At 57.3% G+C, this 13,570-nt stretch carries 11 protein-coding genes; 5 read left to right on the top strand and 6 right to left on the bottom strand.

Annotated features, from left to right (window positions below):
• Positions 1–23 precede the first annotated feature (23 nt).
• Entirely contained in the window at positions 24–281 is a 258-nt protein-coding gene (locus AOC04_RS13450; RefSeq protein ID WP_060694132.1) for a DUF2790 domain-containing protein, read from the bottom strand.
• A gap of 285 nt (positions 282–566) precedes the next feature.
• Positions 567–821 carry a DUF2790 domain-containing protein gene (locus AOC04_RS13445; RefSeq protein ID WP_060694131.1) on the bottom strand — a complete coding sequence of 85 codons (255 nt, stop codon included), beginning with the start codon at positions 819–821 and terminating at the stop codon, positions 567–569.
• A gap of 296 nt (positions 822–1,117) precedes the next feature.
• Between AOC04_RS13445 and zapE the strand changes: the two genes are divergently transcribed.
• Positions 1,118–2,236 (top strand): cell division protein ZapE, encoded by a 1,119-nt coding sequence (gene zapE / locus AOC04_RS13440; RefSeq protein WP_060696957.1) that lies wholly within the window; start codon positions 1,118–1,120, stop codon positions 2,234–2,236.
• 96 nt (positions 2,237–2,332) lie between these two features.
• Here the strand turns inward: zapE and dkgB are convergent, their stop codons facing one another.
• The 4 genes from dkgB to AOC04_RS13420 all read right to left on the bottom strand — a co-directional run bounded on the left by dkgB (position 2,333) and on the right by AOC04_RS13420 (position 7,901).
• On the bottom strand, positions 2,333–3,136 hold the full coding sequence (gene dkgB / locus AOC04_RS13435; RefSeq protein ID WP_060694129.1) for a 2,5-didehydrogluconate reductase DkgB: 804 nt from the start codon (positions 3,134–3,136) through the stop codon (positions 2,333–2,335).
• Between the two features lie 210 nt (positions 3,137–3,346).
• Positions 3,347–4,753 (bottom strand): efflux transporter outer membrane subunit, encoded by a 1,407-nt coding sequence (locus tag AOC04_RS13430; RefSeq protein WP_060694127.1) that lies wholly within the window; start codon positions 4,751–4,753, stop codon positions 3,347–3,349.
• 4 nt (positions 4,754–4,757) lie between these two features.
• A complete protein-coding gene (locus AOC04_RS13425) occupies positions 4,758–6,728 on the bottom strand; it encodes a MacB family efflux pump subunit (protein ID WP_060694126.1) in 1,971 nt (656 codons plus the stop codon).
• On the bottom strand, positions 6,729–7,901 hold the full coding sequence (locus AOC04_RS13420) for an efflux RND transporter periplasmic adaptor subunit (protein ID WP_060694124.1): 1,173 nt from the start codon (positions 7,899–7,901) through the stop codon (positions 6,729–6,731).
• Positions 7,902–8,207: 306 nt separating this feature from the next.
• Between AOC04_RS13420 and AOC04_RS13415 the strand changes: the two genes are divergently transcribed.
• The 4 genes from AOC04_RS13415 (at position 8,208) to AOC04_RS13395 (ending at position 13,552) form a co-directional block, all read left to right on the top strand.
• Positions 8,208–8,690: a sigma-70 family RNA polymerase sigma factor gene (locus tag AOC04_RS13415; protein WP_171970608.1), complete on the top strand. Its 483-nt coding sequence runs from the start codon at positions 8,208–8,210 to the stop codon at positions 8,688–8,690.
• A gap of 949 nt (positions 8,691–9,639) precedes the next feature.
• Complete coding sequence (gene mgtA / locus AOC04_RS13405; RefSeq protein ID WP_060694119.1) at positions 9,640–12,402, top strand: magnesium-translocating P-type ATPase; 2,763 nt, start codon at positions 9,640–9,642, stop codon at positions 12,400–12,402.
• A 241-nt stretch (positions 12,403–12,643) separates the two neighbouring features.
• A complete protein-coding gene (locus AOC04_RS13400; protein WP_060694117.1) occupies positions 12,644–12,973 on the top strand; it encodes an ANTAR domain-containing protein in 330 nt (109 codons plus the stop codon).
• Between the two features lie 93 nt (positions 12,974–13,066).
• Positions 13,067–13,552 carry a GNAT family N-acetyltransferase gene (locus AOC04_RS13395; RefSeq protein ID WP_060694115.1) on the top strand — a complete coding sequence of 162 codons (486 nt, stop codon included), beginning with the start codon at positions 13,067–13,069 and terminating at the stop codon, positions 13,550–13,552.
• Positions 13,553–13,570 lie beyond the last annotated feature (18 nt).

Genomic DNA, 13,570 nt, shown 5'->3' with positions numbered 1-13,570 from the left:
GTCTGGAGCCTGGCGCGGGGGTATTAGCCGTTACTGCAGCCATTGCCCATTACGCGGTATTCAAGAATATGACGCTGACCCTGATGGTCTTCGTAAGTCATTTGTGCCGGCACCACTTCACAGACGTCGTCGGTTGGCGAAACACTGATGACTTTCGCAATATCGAGGTTAGTGGCATAGGTGTAATGTTCTACAACCGGTTGTGGCTGGGCGACTTGAAGTTCATCAGCAGCGGCCAGTGTTGAAAAACCAATCAATGCAAGAGCAATAAAACTTTTCATTGTTGAGACCTTAAAACAATCACGTATCACTGACTTCTATTGCCGTGCCGGCGGTCGAAGTTATTACGCCGTCAGCAGTGCGGCGTAACACGAAGTACCGTGCCCTGTTTCAATGTTGTGGTGAGGGATGAACATAGAATACGCGTCTCCCGCAGTGATTAAAGTCAAAACTTTGTCATGCAGTCTTTCCGGATCAGTAATAATCCTGTGTTTTAACCGCCCAATAAAAAGCCCCCTGCAAAGAGGGGGCCCGGGGGTTGCATCCGTGCATGCAACTGCGTGTGCCTAGTGGTTGCTGCAACCGTCACCCATCACCTGGTATTCAAGGGTATGACGCTGACCATGAGAGTCTTCATAGATCATTTGCGCCGGTACGACTTCACACACGTCAGGGATACTGGACAGGCTGATCACTTTCGCAATGTCCAGTTTCGACCCGTAGTTGTAATGTTCGACCGACGAGGGATCAACCGTTGAACTTCCACTGGCCAGTGCCAGGCTGGCAAAACCGGCAAGGAATAATGCAATTAAAGTTTTCATGTAAGTGGCCTCTAAAGTTATCAAACTGACTGACTTCATTTGCCATGCGGGCGGAAAGAAGTTACGGCGCGTGTTGAAGGTTCAATCAGCGTCGTACGAAGTACCGTGGTGTTTCAACTGCTGTTCATTTCACCTGCTCAATAATACGCCGATCCATCAAAGTAAAAAGATCCGATGGCAAAATGCTCTGTTACCGCTCGGGTAACAATGTGGTGGCGGCCAGGAAAATTTCAAGTGCCGAAAATCGCTGCCTTGCTGGCATACTTGCGCGTCTGATTCCGGAGCCCGTTATCGCAATGAATACCCAATCCCCCCTCAGTGCCTGGCGACAGGCCGTCGAGCAGCAAGGTTTTGTCCATGATCCCGCTCAATGGCAAGCAGTACAGGCGCTGCAGCACTGCCACGAAGCCCTGCATCAAGGCGCGCGGGAAGTCAGGGGGGTGTATCTGTGGGGGCCGGTGGGCAGAGGCAAAACCTGGTTGATGGATCAGTTTTACCAAAGCTTGCGGGTTGCGGCGCGGCGTCAGCACTTTCATCACTTCATGCAATGGGTGCATCAGCGTCTGTTTCAACTGACCGGTACCGCCGACCCGCTCAAGGTATTGGCCAAGGAGTTGGGCAAAGAGCTCAGGGTTCTGTGTTTTGACGAACTGTTCGTCAATGACATTGGCGACGCCATTATTCTCGGGCGCTTGTTTCAGGTGATGTTTGATGAAGGGGTGGTATTGGTCTGCACCTCCAATCAGCCGCCGGAACAACTTTATAGCCAGGGGCACAATAAAGAACGTTTCGCCCCGGCGATTACCGCCATTCTCAAGCACATGGACATCGTTTCGGTGGATGGCAGCGAGGATCACCGCTTGCATCCCGGCATCGCCAGACAGCGCTACTGGGTGACCGGGCCCGGGCAGCCCAGTGTCATGCCGTCAGTGTTTGCAGAGCTGACCCGGGGGCAGGCGGTGAGTGATCAACCGGTTAGAGTCGGACACCGTTCGCTGCGCGTGGTGCAAGCCAGCGATAGCGTGCTGTGGTGCAACTTCCATGAACTGTGCGAGCAGCCGCTGGCCGCCAGTGAGTTCATGGATATCTGCGATCGCTTCAAGGTGATTCTGCTCAGCGAGGTGCCTTGCCTGAGCGCCGAGCAGCGGGAAGGCAAGATCGCCCGTGGCACCGAAGATGGGCCGGTGAAAGTCGAGGCGGGGGATCGTGAACTGCCGCAACTGTCCAGGTTTGACGACAGCGTACGACGTTTTATCGCACTGGTAGACGAGTGCTACGACCGTAAAGTACCGGTGTGCATCGAGGCGCAAGTGCCCATGGATCAGCTGTATACCCTGGGTTACCTGGAGTTTGCCTTTCGCCGTACGCTGAGCCGGCTTCAGGAAATGCAGCTAGAGAGGTTCGGGACCCATTAGAAATCACGGCGGAAGGAGCGAGCTTGCCTGGCGATAGTTTCAGCCGCATTCCGGCATCATCAGGCAAGCTCGCCGTTGTATATCACCGTGCAGCGATCAATCCCACTTCGGCGCAACGCTTTGCGGGCTTGTCAGGCGATGGCCGCGATCCAGCGCTGCAATCTGCGCCATGTCTTCTTCGCTCAGGGTCAGCGCGCAGGCCTTGAGATTGCTCTCCAGGTTGGCCCGCTTGGTGGATGACGGAATCACCGAGTAGCCCAGTTGCATGGCCCACGCCAGGGTCACCTGGGCGCTGGTTGCCCCATGACGATCTGCAATGGCCTTGATCACCGGATCTTTCAGTACCTCGCCGTAGGCCAGCGTCATGTAAGACGTAATATGGATGCCTTTGCTCTGTGCGAACTCAACCACTTTGCGGTTCTGCAGGTACGGGTGCAGTTCAATCTGATTGGTGGCGATGTTCTCGGCACCGACAGCGGCAATGGCTTCTTTCATCAGCGCGATGGTGAAGTTGGAAATGCCGATCTGCCTGGTCAAACCCAGTTTTTTGGCTTCAAGCAGCGCGCCCATGAACTCTGCGACCGGCACCTCGTCGTTCGGTGACGGCCAGTGAATCAGCGTCAGGTCCAGATGGTCGGTGCGCAGTTTTTTCAGACTGTCCTTGAGGCTGGCAATCAGCTTGTCGTGGGCGAAGTTACTGACCCAGATTTTGCTGGTGATAAACAGTTGATCACGGGCTATGCCACTTTCGGCAATGGCCTGGCCGACTTCGGCTTCGTTCTCATAGATCTGCGCGGTATCGACGGCCCGGTAGCCCAAATCTAGCGCGTTCTTGACTGAGTCAATCACCACCTGGCCTTTAAGACGGAACGTGCCGACGCCGAATGCTGGAACTGTCATGGATAACTCCTTGGAGGTCGTAAGAATCAGACTGAGTATCCTCGCCTTGTTCTGCGGGAAAAACCGCAAGTCAGGCAAAGCACATTTAACCGCAGGTCATGAATCACTGATCCCCTCCGTCATTCAGAGTTCCATCCAGTGGCTTACCGTAACTCGTGTAGGAGCGAGCTGTCCGGTGTCTGAAATAAAAGCTCGCAAGCAAGCTCGCTCCTACAGGTGAGGGATATCCACCTGCCAGCCTCCGCCCAATGCCTTGTACAGCGCAATGCTGGCCTGCAGCCGGGCCAGACGCAGTTGTACGTTCTGGTCCTGGGCCTGATACAGCGTGCGCTGGGTCTCCAGGACCGTGAGCAATATCTCGGCACCGGCTTTATAGCGGTGTTCGGCAATATCGAATGCCTGCTGTGCCTGTTTCAGTTCTTCGTCTTGCCAGTGCCGTTGTTGGTCCAGACCACTGGCGCTGTTGAGGGCTTTTTCGACGTCGGCAAAAGCGTTGATGATGCTCCCCCGATAGGTCTGCAGCAGCTCTTGCTGGTGTGCTGTGGCTTTGTCGCGTTCGGCGCTGAGGCGGCCGTTATTGAAGATCGGCGCTGCCAGCCCGGCGGTGAGGCTGTAGAACGGGCTGCGCAGGACATCGCTGAAACGGTCTGAACCCGATCCCAGGCTCGCGCTCAGGGTCAGGCCGGGCAGCATGGCCGCTCGCGCCACCCTGATGTCGGCCGCTGCAGCGGCGAGTCTGGCTTCGGCACTGGCGATGTCGGGGCGCCGGGTCAGCAGTTCGCTGGGCAAGCCGCTGCCAATCGATGGCCATTGCAACTGGTCGAACGCAGTGTTGCCCAAAACAAGGCTTTGCACCGGTTGACCTAGCAGCACGGCCAGGGTGATTCGCGCCTCTTGGGCCTGTTGCTCAACCAGTGGCAATTGCCGTTGCTGGCTGGCCACCAGGCTCTTTTGCTGGGCCAGTTCCTCGGCTGTGGCCGAGCCTGCGTCATAGCGGGTTTGCACGACATGCATGACGCTCTGTGCGTTGGCCAGATTGAGCCTGGCAATGCGCAGTTGTTCGTTGAAGGCCAGGGTTTGCACATAACTGTTGGCCACGCTGCTGAGCAAGGTCAGCTCCACCGTGGCCTGATCAAATTCGCTGGCCTTGAGCGCCTGTACGGCGCTGTCCCGTGCTGCGGATTTGCCGCCCCAAAAGTCCACTTCATAACTGGCGCTCAGGTTGGCGTCAAAATAGGCCACGGCCTTGTTGTCATCGCTGGCATCCAGCTGGCTATAGCCCTTGCCACGTAATAGCTTCTCGCGATTGGCGCTGGAACCGAATTTCACTTCAGGCATCAGCGGGGCGCCAGCGATCACGGCGCTGGCCCGGGCCTGCTGCACGCGTGCGACGGCGGCTGCGAGGTCGTAGCTGGAGGTACGGGCCTGAGTAATCAAACGGTCAAGGTCCGTGCTGGAAAAATGACTCCACCATTGTCGACTGCCTGCCTGGCTGGCCAGTGCATGGGGCGATTGCCAGCTCGAAGGCGGTATCGGCGCAGGGCTGTTATGGGGCAGGGGCTGACTGCACGCGCTTAGCAGCAGGCACGCAGTCAGCACGCTCAAGGACAGGTTCATCGAATCATTCACTGGTCAGGGCTGTGACCGGATCTAGCCGGGCAGCTTTGCGGGCCGGCATAAAGCCGAAAATAACGCCAGTCACCAGCGCACAACCAAAGGCGCCGAGGACCGCAAACAGGGAGAACGCCACCGCCACATCGCACAGCAACAGAATGCCACCGACCATGAAGGCCAAGGTGATACCGGTCAGCCCGCCGACCATAGAGAGCATCAGGGCCTCGGTCAGGAACTGGCGCAGAATGTCGCGCTGACGGGCGCCGGTGGCCATGCGGATACCGATTTCACGGGTACGTTCGCGTACGGTCATCAGCATGATATTCATCACCCCGATACCCCCCACCAACAATGAAATGGCGGCAATCGAACCGAGCATCAGCGACAGGCTATTACGGGTTTTGGCTTCGGCCTGGATCATCGCCGCATTGTTGGTGATCTCGAAATCCCGCGTGCCGTGGTGCAGTTTGAGCATCAACTGCTCGATGGCTTTTTCGGTTTGTCTGACCTTGCTTGCATCGGCAGCCGCGATCACCACGTATTCCGGATTGTGCGTGCCGAACAGGCGCACGCTGGCGGCGGAGTAGGGCACCACGATACGCGCGTCACTGTCGGAGTCGCCGGAGCTGGCGCCTTTTTCGGCCAGTACGCCGACCACCCGGAACGGTACGTTCTCCAGCAGGATGTACTGGCCAATAGGGTTGGGTACATCCTTGAGCACTTTGTCCCGGACCTTTTTACCGATCACCGCTACGGCAGCGGCGGCGTCTTCGTCGGCCTGGGTGAAGAAGCTGCCCAGGACCACCGGCCAGTTGAAAATCGCCGGGAAGTCGATGCCATTGCCGCCGGTGTACAGGGTGTGGTCGACGTTCCCGTAACGAACGCCGATTTGCGCGCCGTTGATTGGCATGATCATTTGTACCTGGGGCAGGGTCGAAAGCGCTGCGACGTCGTTGAGGCTAACGATGCCCGGCGGTGCCCGTGGTCTGGGTGGCATACCGCTGAGGTAAATGATGTTGGAGCCGAATGCCCCCATTTCGGCCATGACCTGGCGTTTGCTGCCTTCGCCCACCGCCAGCATCACGACCACCGAGGCCACACCGATAACGATGCCGAGCAAGGTCAGGGCCGTGCGGAAGCGGTTGATCCACATCACCCGCCAGGCCGCCTGAACCGCGTCGACCAGCTCGCCTTTCCAGGCCCCGCGGGCTTCGCTGCCTTCATTGAGGCGTTTGCGTAAATCGACGGCCTGCAAGGCGTCAGGGTTATCGGCGCGCGCAGACGGTTGAGCGCTGGCGCTGTCGCTGACCACCTCGCCGTCGCGCACTTCGATGATGCGATTGGCCCGCGCTGCGACTTCGCGGTCGTGGGTAATCAGGATCACCACGTGACCCTGGCTCGCCAGCTCGTCAAGCAGGGTCATGACTTCGGCGCCGCTGTGGCTGTCCAGAGCGCCGGTGGGTTCGTCGGCGAGGATGATGTGCCCGCCGTTCATGAGGGCGCGGGCAATCGATACCCGTTGTTGTTGACCGCCGGACAGCTGATGAGGGCGGTTGGCCGTGCGCTCGCCCAGGCCCAGGCGGGCGAGCAGGGCGCCCGCCCGTGCGTGACGCTCGGCGGCGGGCATGCCGGCATAAATGGCCGGCATTTCGACGTTTTCCTGGGCCGACGCCGAGGGGATCAGGTGATAACCCTGGAACACAAAGCCGAAGGCTTCGCGGCGTAGCCAGGCCAGTTCGTCACTGTCCAGACGGGCCACGTCTTCACCTGCGAACAAATAGCGCCCTGAGGTCGGGCGGTCGAGGCAGCCCAGAATGTTCATCAGGGTGGATTTGCCCGAGCCCGAGGCTCCGACAATCGCCACGAACTCTCCGGCATGGATCGACAGGCTAATCCCTTTGAGTACGTGAACTTCGGGCGTCTCGCTGCCGCCGTAGACCTTGCGGATATCTTGCAGGTCGATCAGGGGAGTGGGCATTCAGCCTCCGTTACCGGTGGCGGGGCCGATGAGCAGGTGATCGCCTTCGTTCAAGCCATCGATAATTTCTACCCGCAAGCGGTCACTGATTCCGGTGCGGATCTCGCGGGACTGGATTTTGCCGTCTCTGCTCACGATACGGGCGGTTTGCCGGTTGCTTTCAGCACTGCCCTGTAAGGCAATGATGGGGGCCAGTAATACGTCTTTGGCCTGGCCAGCGACGAAAAACACCTGGGCAGTCATTTCAGGCATCAACCCCTGATCGGTGTTGTCGACGTCGAGCAGTACGGTGTAAAGCACCACGCGCGCGCTGCCGCTTTTGCCTGCGCTCGAAGGGCTGCCACCGCCCTGGCTGGCCTCATTAAGAGGTTTGGGCGGCACGGGCAAAATCTGCCGTACCCGGGTGTTCCAGCGCCGGTTAGCCCCACTCAGGGTGGTGAAATACGCTGGCATGCCCGGTTTGACGTAGCCGATATCTGCTTCCGAGACTTCTGCCCAGACGGTCATGGCCGAGAGTTTGGCAATGCGCAGAATCAGCGGTGTTTGCTGTTGGGCATTGAGGGTTTGGCCTTCGCGTGCATCCAGTGCCACCACGGTGCCGGAGATGGGCGCGTAGATACGGGTGTAGCCCAGTTCTGCTTCGTCACTGCGCAAACTGGCCTGGGCCTGAAGGATTTGCGCCTGGACCATGTCGGTCCGTGCCAGGGTGGTACGCACTTCAGCGAGTGCGCTTTGTATGTCTTCTTCGCGGGTTGCGCCGCCTTTGGCGAGATTCAGCTGGCGCTGATATTTCTTTTTGGCCAGGTCGTGCAGTGCGCGCTGTTCCTGTAGTTGAGCCTTGAGGTTTTGCGTGGCAAAACGGCTGGCATCGAGCTTGGCTCGCTGGGTCGCCGGGTCGATTTCGACCAGCAACTGACCTTCTTGGACTTCATCACCGGCATTGACGTGGATTTTGTTGATTTGCCCTGATGCCTGCGCACCCACGTCGACGTATTGGCTCGGTTGCAGGGTGCCGAGGGCCGTCACACTGCTTTCAATATCTGCACGTGTGACAGGGACGGTGTCATACGCTTGGCGACCCGGGGGCACAAATAGCCACGCAGTCAGAACTCCAACGAATAATGCCAACAGGCAGATGAAAAGTGCACGACGGTTCTGTCTCGGGCGTTTCATGCTGGGTTCCGGCCAATAGGAGTCGGCCCGTCGCTACGCTGTTTGAACCGTAAACGGCAAAAGCGAACGCTGTCGGCAAACCGACAGACACGGGAGCTGTTGAGTAAACGAGAGAGTGAATCGCAGATTTAAGTGTTTGTTTTTACGCTTGTTACATAATGTTTCAGGGTGGTTTAGCGCTGCAATCTTAAATCTATATGAGAATTGCTATAAATTACATCTGCAAAAGTGCCATCATCATGCCGCTATTGATTCGGCCTGTTTCTGCGCTCATGGAATGTTGCCGCAACCCTGCGGCCAGGAGTCATGTTGGAAAACTACTATCGCGAACTGGTGAAGTTTTTGAGTGCCAGGCTGGGCAATGCCCAGGCGGCAGAAGATGTGGTGCATGACGCCTACGTGCGTGTGCTTGAGCGCGCCAGTGATGAGCCGATCCAGCAGCCGCGGGCATTTCTATATCGCACGGCGCTCAATCTGGTGATTGATGGTCATCGGCGCAACGCTTTGCGTCAGGTTGAACCGCTGGAGGTGCTGGACGCCGAGGAGCGCTTTTTCACCCCCTCGCCCCAGGTGTTGATGGACCAGCATCAACGCCTGGACTTGATCCAGCGCGCTCTGGCCGAACTGCCTGCGGCGTGCCGTGACAGCTTTTTACTGCGCAAGCTTGAAGGCTTGTCGCATCCGGAAATTGCCGAGCGCCTCGGCATTTCACGCAGCATGGTCGAGAAGCATATTGTCAACGCCATGAAGCATTGCCGGATTCGTATCAGGCAGTGGGATAACACCTGAGTTTTGATGTGTTTTCGGGCCTGTCGGCGTGGCCAGTATTGTAAGCGGGGATGTCCAGGCCAAGACCACGAACGGCGAGTTTGCCGGGCAGCGTTACGAGGCGCCAAGGCGGGCGCCATGGACTGAATACCTGAGCGTTTTTGACATGAGCCGCGATGACCTCCAGGTCACTGATACGCCTGGCAAGGCAGTGATATGCATGCAGATTTTTGTCAGGTCAGGCATGGCTTGAGCGACCCGCAGCTGCCTGTCATGCCGATTCGCCCGGCAAGGCTTTCATGTCGCTGCGCGCCTGTGACAAGCGCCCCCAGAAGGCTGATTCTGCATTGGATACCAGGGTTTGACTCCCTGTTTCGGGCCCTTATGTCACTTCATATGAGTGAAACTGAACCCCGCCTGAAGATCCTTCTAATTCACAAAACCGAAGCCTTGCTGCGGTTTACTCTCTAAAACGTCGGGCGTAAGCTGCCGGCGTTTTCATTAATAGCGCAGGCTCTCAGTGGGTAAAAACTCGAGTCACAGTTGTCGGCCGGTTATCAACACCGGCATATTCCCGGCAAGCTAGCGCGCAGATTCCCCTGCCGTTTTCTTGCTGAGTAGCGAGAAGCGGCGTCTTGATCGGGTCAGTAGCGACCCGACCCCGCAAGTTCTCTCATCGACACTGAAACGTGTGTGATCAATGCCCTTGGTGGCAGGTCGCGACATGTCGTACGCGTGTGCCCGCTGCGCCGTTTGGTTGATCGTCAGGGGAAATCGTTATGGGCAACTTCTTTATGCCAATCCGTCGCCGCCATCATCGGCCCGCATTGCCGGGCTGTGTCCGATTGTTCGATTAGACGCGAGCATCTGGTTCGCCCCGGGATTTAAAACCATGAATGACGGTTCCAGATTTAGGCCGTCTGCATAGTCACTCTGAACGGGTGAGTGCAGGCGGCGCAGGAGTAGCACGATGAAACTCACCCTCAAAGAATTCTTCGCCGGCTTTTTGCGCACTCGCCATATCGGCCGGCATTTCCGGCGTCTGGCCTTGCTCGACAGTTTGACCAACACCACGGTCAGCCGTGAAGTGCCTGCGACACTGGCCCAGACCCTGGTGGCAGCAGCCAACCGCGATAGTGCGGTATTGATCGACAGTCTGGGTACGCATACTGATGGCCTGAGCGAAGCCGAGGCTGAAGCCCTGCGCCAGCAACACGGGCTCAATGAAGTTGAGCACGAACAGCCCCTCAGCCGCTGGGTGCATTTGTGGCACTGCTACAAAAATCCGTTCAATTTGCTGTTGACCTTGCTGGCAGCTGTTTCTCTGGCCACTGATGACATTCAGGCTGCGGTGGTGATTGGCACCATGGTGGTGTTGTCGACGTTGCTGCGGTTTTGGCAAGAAGCCAAGTCCAACAAGGCGGCGGACGCGCTCAAGGCCATGGTGAGTAACACCGCGACGGTCATGCGGCGCGATTTCAGTGCTGACAGCTCGCCAATGTTTGGCAAGTTCTACGGCGCAGCCCAGCAAATCAGAGGCGCGCAACGCATTGAACTGCCGATCAAGCAATTGGTTCCGGGGGATTTGATCGTGTTGTCCGCGGGCGACATGATTCCGGCAGATTGCAGGGTGCTCAGCGCCAAGGACCTGTTTGTCAGCCAGGCGGCGATGACGGGTGAGTCAATGCCGGTCGAGAAATTTTCCCGACAGTCCGACAGCCAGACCAGTAACCCGCTGGAGTTGGAAAATATTCTGTTCATGGGCACCAACGTGGTATCCGGTGCGGCCACGGCAGTTGTACTGACGACCGGCAATAACACCTACTTCGGCGCGCTGGCGCAGCGTGTCGGCGCGACGGACCGTGGTCCTACGTCGTTTCAGACCGGGGTCAACAAGGTCAGCTGGTTGCTGATCCGCTTCATGTTTGTAATGGCGCCGCTGGTTCTGTTCATTAACGGCTTTACCAAGGGCGACTGGACCGAAGCCTTGCTGTTTGCATTGTCGGTAGCCGTTGGCCTGACTCCGGAAATGCTGCCGATGATCGTGACTTCAACCCTGGCCAAGGGCGCAGTGTTTCTGTCGCGTAAAAAAGTCATCGTCAAGCGGCTGGACGCGATCCAGAACTTTGGCGCGATGGATGTACTGTGCACCGATAAAACCGGCACTTTGACCCAGGACAAGATCTTTCTCGCACGGCACGTGGATGTCTGGGGTCAAGAATCCGATGACGTGCTGGAAATGGCTTACCTCAACAGCTACTACCAGACCGGACTGAAAAATCTACTGGATGTGGCGGTGCTGGAGCATGTCGAGGTGCACCGAGAGTTAAATGTGGGCACTGCCTTTAGCAAAGTGGATGAAATCCCTTTCGACTTCACACGGCGGCGCATGTCGGTAGTCGTGGCCGAGCAGGATCAGCCCCATCTGCTGATCTGCAAAGGTGCTGTCGAAGAGGTGCTGTCAGTGTGCAAAACCGTGCGCCATGGCGAGTCGGAGGAAGCCCTGAGCGACGAGTTGCTGGCGCGTATTCGCCAGGTGACCGCAGCATTTAACGAAGAAGGGTTGCGGGTAGTGGCGGTGGCGGCCAGACCCATGATTGCCGGGCGTGATACCTACAACCTGGCAGACGAGCAGGACCTGACGCTGATTGGTTATGTGGCGTTCCTTGATCCGCCTAAAGAGAGCACCGCGCCCGCGCTTAAAGCGTTGGCCGAACACGGAGTTGCGGTAAAAGTCCTGACTGGCGATAACGAACTGGTGACGGCGAAAATCTGCCGGGAAGTGGGCCTGGAGCAACAGGGGCTGCTGATGGGTAACGACATTGAGCGCATGACCGATGCCGAGCTGGCGGTGGCTGTTGAGACCACCAACGTATTTGCCAAGCTCACACCCACCCACAAAGAACGCATCGTGCGCTTGCTCAAAGCCAACGGCCATGTGGTTGGCTTTATGGGGGACGGAATCAACGACGCGCCTGCGCTGCGTACGGCGGACATCGGGATTTCAGTGGATAGCGCAGTGGATATCGCCAAGGAAGCGGCGGACATCATCCTTTTGGAGAAAAGCCTGATGGTGCTGGAGGAGGGCGTGCTGGAAGGGCGCCGGACCTTCGCCAACATGCTCAAGTATATAAAAATGACCGCCAGCTCGAACTTCGGCAACGTGTTCTCGGTGTTGGTCGCCAGTGCGTTCATCCCGTTTCTGCCGATGCTGCCCATGCACCTGTTGGTCCAGAACCTGCTTTACGACGTGTCACAAATCGCTATTCCGTTCGATAACGTCGATGAGGAAATGCTGAAAAAACCGCAGCGCTGGCAGCCCGCCGAGGTCGGGCGTTTCATGTTGTTCTTTGGCCCGATCAGCTCGATTTTCGACATTCTGACCTTTGCCTTGATGTGGTACGTGTTTAAAGCCAACACACCTGAGCACCAGACCCTTTTCCAGTCGGGCTGGTTCGTGGTCGGGTTGCTGACTCAAACGCTGATCGTGCACATGATCCGCACGCCAAAAATTCCGTTTCTGCAAAGCCGTGCAGCGATGCCGCTGATGGTCATGACAGGCGTCATCATGGCTGTGGGGATATTCCTGCCGATGGGACCGCTGGCGGCCTACTTCAAATTGCAGGCGTTGCCGCCACTGTACTTTGTGTTCCTGCCAATGATTTTGCTGGCCTACATGGTGTTGACTCAGGCGGTGAAGGGTTTCTACATCCGCAAATTTGGCTGGCAGTGATGGCGTAGCCGATAGTCAGGAGCATAATGAGGGGGCGTCGCCCGGCGCTCCCTGGAGAAAGACCGGGGCATGAGCCCCGGGCCTGTTTTTGACTTTGTTGCCAGTGTGCAGGTCGTCAAATCAGTGACGAGATAAACGGTGTCTTGAAATGTCCGAAAGTGCACTTATCTGGCTTCGGTACATGCAGTACTGCTGACGTGTTCCGTTCTAACAGAATGCTTTTGACGATGGTTCAGACATCATGCCCACCAAGTCATTACGAATTTTGATTGCCGACACCGAACCGGCCCAGGCTTTAACCTTAGAAAGGTCGCTCAATGCTGCGGGCTACTACCGCATTGCTCCCTTGTATCACCAGCAGGCGTTAGTGAGCCTGTATGACGCTCAAGCCCATGAGTTTGATTTGTTACTGATCAGCCAGGAGATGGCGGGCGGAGCGGCTGTGGATGTCGAGGCGTATCGCAAGGCCAATGCACAGTTTCGCCACATTCTGATTTATCCGGACGCCGACACCCTGGCGCCGAAAATCGACGCGCTGATGCAAGGCATCGATCCCTCAAGCCATATCTGATCCGGGCACTTGTATGCGTCGCTTGCGGCACGCTAAGGTCTGGTGTCGTCAAAATCGGACACCAAGAACCCAAGTCGTCGAGGAACATACGCAATGTCGGATGTCGTGGTAGTGCAAGCAAACTATACAAACCCGGTACACGCCCAGGCCTTGAGAGACGTATTGAATCACTACGCCAAGGACCCTATGGGCGGCGGTGAGGCGTTGTCGGCGCAGGTACTGGAGCAGTTACCGGACGAGCTGGCCAAACGTCCCCATGCGTTCAGCGTACTGGCCTTTGTAAATGGCGAGGCGGCAGGGCTGGTCAATTGTTTTGAAGGCTTCTCGACCTTTGCCGGCAAGCCATTGGTCAACGTGCACGACGTTTCAGTGGTCGATGCATTTCGTGGTCTGGGCCTGAGTCAGAAGATGCTGCTCAAGGTAGAAGAAATTGCCCGTGAGCGTGACTGCTGCAAGATCACCCTTGAAGTGCTTGAGGGAAACCCGGTAGCTCAAGGTTCATACAGGAAATTCGGTTTCAGTGAGGGGCAGCTCGACCCTGCATATGGTCGCATGTTGTTCTGGAATAAATATTTGTAAGGCTCAACCTCGATAGCC

The organism is Pseudomonas versuta (genome assembly GCF_001294575.1).
In the GTDB taxonomy this organism is placed as follows: Bacteria; Pseudomonadota; Gammaproteobacteria; order Pseudomonadales; family Pseudomonadaceae; genus Aquipseudomonas; species Aquipseudomonas versuta.
Note: the sequence above shows the minus strand (reverse complement) of the source record. Positions and strands in the feature narration are given on the sequence as shown.

Bases quoted from the DNA above. Each gene is read 5' to 3' on its own strand.
- AOC04_RS13445 (WP_060694131.1), bottom strand. From the start codon at position 821: ATGAAAACTTTAATTGCATTATTCCTTGCCGGTTTTGCCAGCCTGGCA.
- mgtA (WP_060694119.1), top strand. From the start codon at position 9,640: ATGAAACTCACCCTCAAAGAATTCTTCGCCGGCTTTTTGCGCACTCGC.
- dkgB (WP_060694129.1), bottom strand. From the start codon at position 3,136: ATGACAGTTCCAGCATTCGGCGTCGGCACGTTCCGTCTTAAAGGCCAG.
- AOC04_RS13450 (WP_060694132.1), bottom strand. From the start codon at position 281: ATGAAAAGTTTTATTGCTCTTGCATTGATTGGTTTTTCAACACTGGCC.
- zapE (WP_060696957.1), top strand. From the start codon at position 1,118: ATGAATACCCAATCCCCCCTCAGTGCCTGGCGACAGGCCGTCGAGCAG.
- AOC04_RS13425 (WP_060694126.1), bottom strand. From the start codon at position 6,728: ATGCCCACTCCCCTGATCGACCTGCAAGATATCCGCAAGGTCTACGGC.
- AOC04_RS13415 (WP_171970608.1), top strand. From the start codon at position 8,208: ATGTTGGAAAACTACTATCGCGAACTGGTGAAGTTTTTGAGTGCCAGG.
- AOC04_RS13420 (WP_060694124.1), bottom strand. From the start codon at position 7,901: ATGAAACGCCCGAGACAGAACCGTCGTGCACTTTTCATCTGCCTGTTG.
- AOC04_RS13400 (WP_060694117.1), top strand. From the start codon at position 12,644: ATGCCCACCAAGTCATTACGAATTTTGATTGCCGACACCGAACCGGCC.
- AOC04_RS13395 (WP_060694115.1), top strand. From the start codon at position 13,067: ATGTCGGATGTCGTGGTAGTGCAAGCAAACTATACAAACCCGGTACAC.
- AOC04_RS13430 (WP_060694127.1), bottom strand. From the start codon at position 4,753: ATGAACCTGTCCTTGAGCGTGCTGACTGCGTGCCTGCTGCTAAGCGCG.